This is a genomic window from Spiroplasma sp. hyd1 (assembly GCF_016082235.1).
GTDB lineage: Bacteria > Bacillota_I > Bacilli_A > Mycoplasmatales > Mycoplasmataceae > Spiroplasma > Spiroplasma poulsonii.
Genome location: NZ_JXYY01000142.1, coordinates 1 through 525 on the forward strand (window position 1 = coordinate 1; position 525 = coordinate 525).

Annotated in this window: 1 protein-coding gene; it reads left to right on the plus strand. The window is 70.3% G+C overall.

Annotation, left to right across the window (positions count from 1 at the left end; translation table 4 throughout):
- Positions 1-249 precede the first annotated feature (249 nt).
- On the plus strand, positions 250-525 hold a 276-nt coding region (locus tag TS70_RS06765), incomplete at its 3' end, for a hypothetical protein (RefSeq protein WP_198049814.1).

Genomic DNA, 525 nt, shown 5'->3' on the forward strand with positions numbered 1-525 from the left:
CGATGGGCCCTGCACCTGCCCGCAGTACCTGCGCTGGATCAACGGCGACGACTCGCCCAGCGAGCCGCACTACCACCTCACCTGCCACAGCGACCGCACGAATGCAGGCCGGCCCGGGCTGGTGTGGCTCAACGGCTACCGCCTGGACGGCACCAACGTGTGGAGCGGCGACCGCCTCGAGGTCCTCGGCAGCAGAGGGTCGATCGCTCGACCGCGTCGACAGCTGGACCTGTTCGCGGAGGCACACGGATGATCGACCTGCGCAAGATGATCGAATCGGCGCGCGCGCCATCGATGCCGCCGAGCGCGCCGCGCCCCGTGCGCAAGCCTTCGGAGCGTGAGCGCGCATGGCAGTTGGAGTGGGCGCGGCGCAATCGCGAGATCAGCGCCAAGCTCAAGGCGGACGAGGCGGCGCGCAACGACGCGCGCGTACTGGCGAAGATGCACACCCGCACCGGCGCCTGGACGACACGCGACCTCGCGAGGGCCCTGCGAGTCAATGCCGACTGGCTGCGCAAACACCCG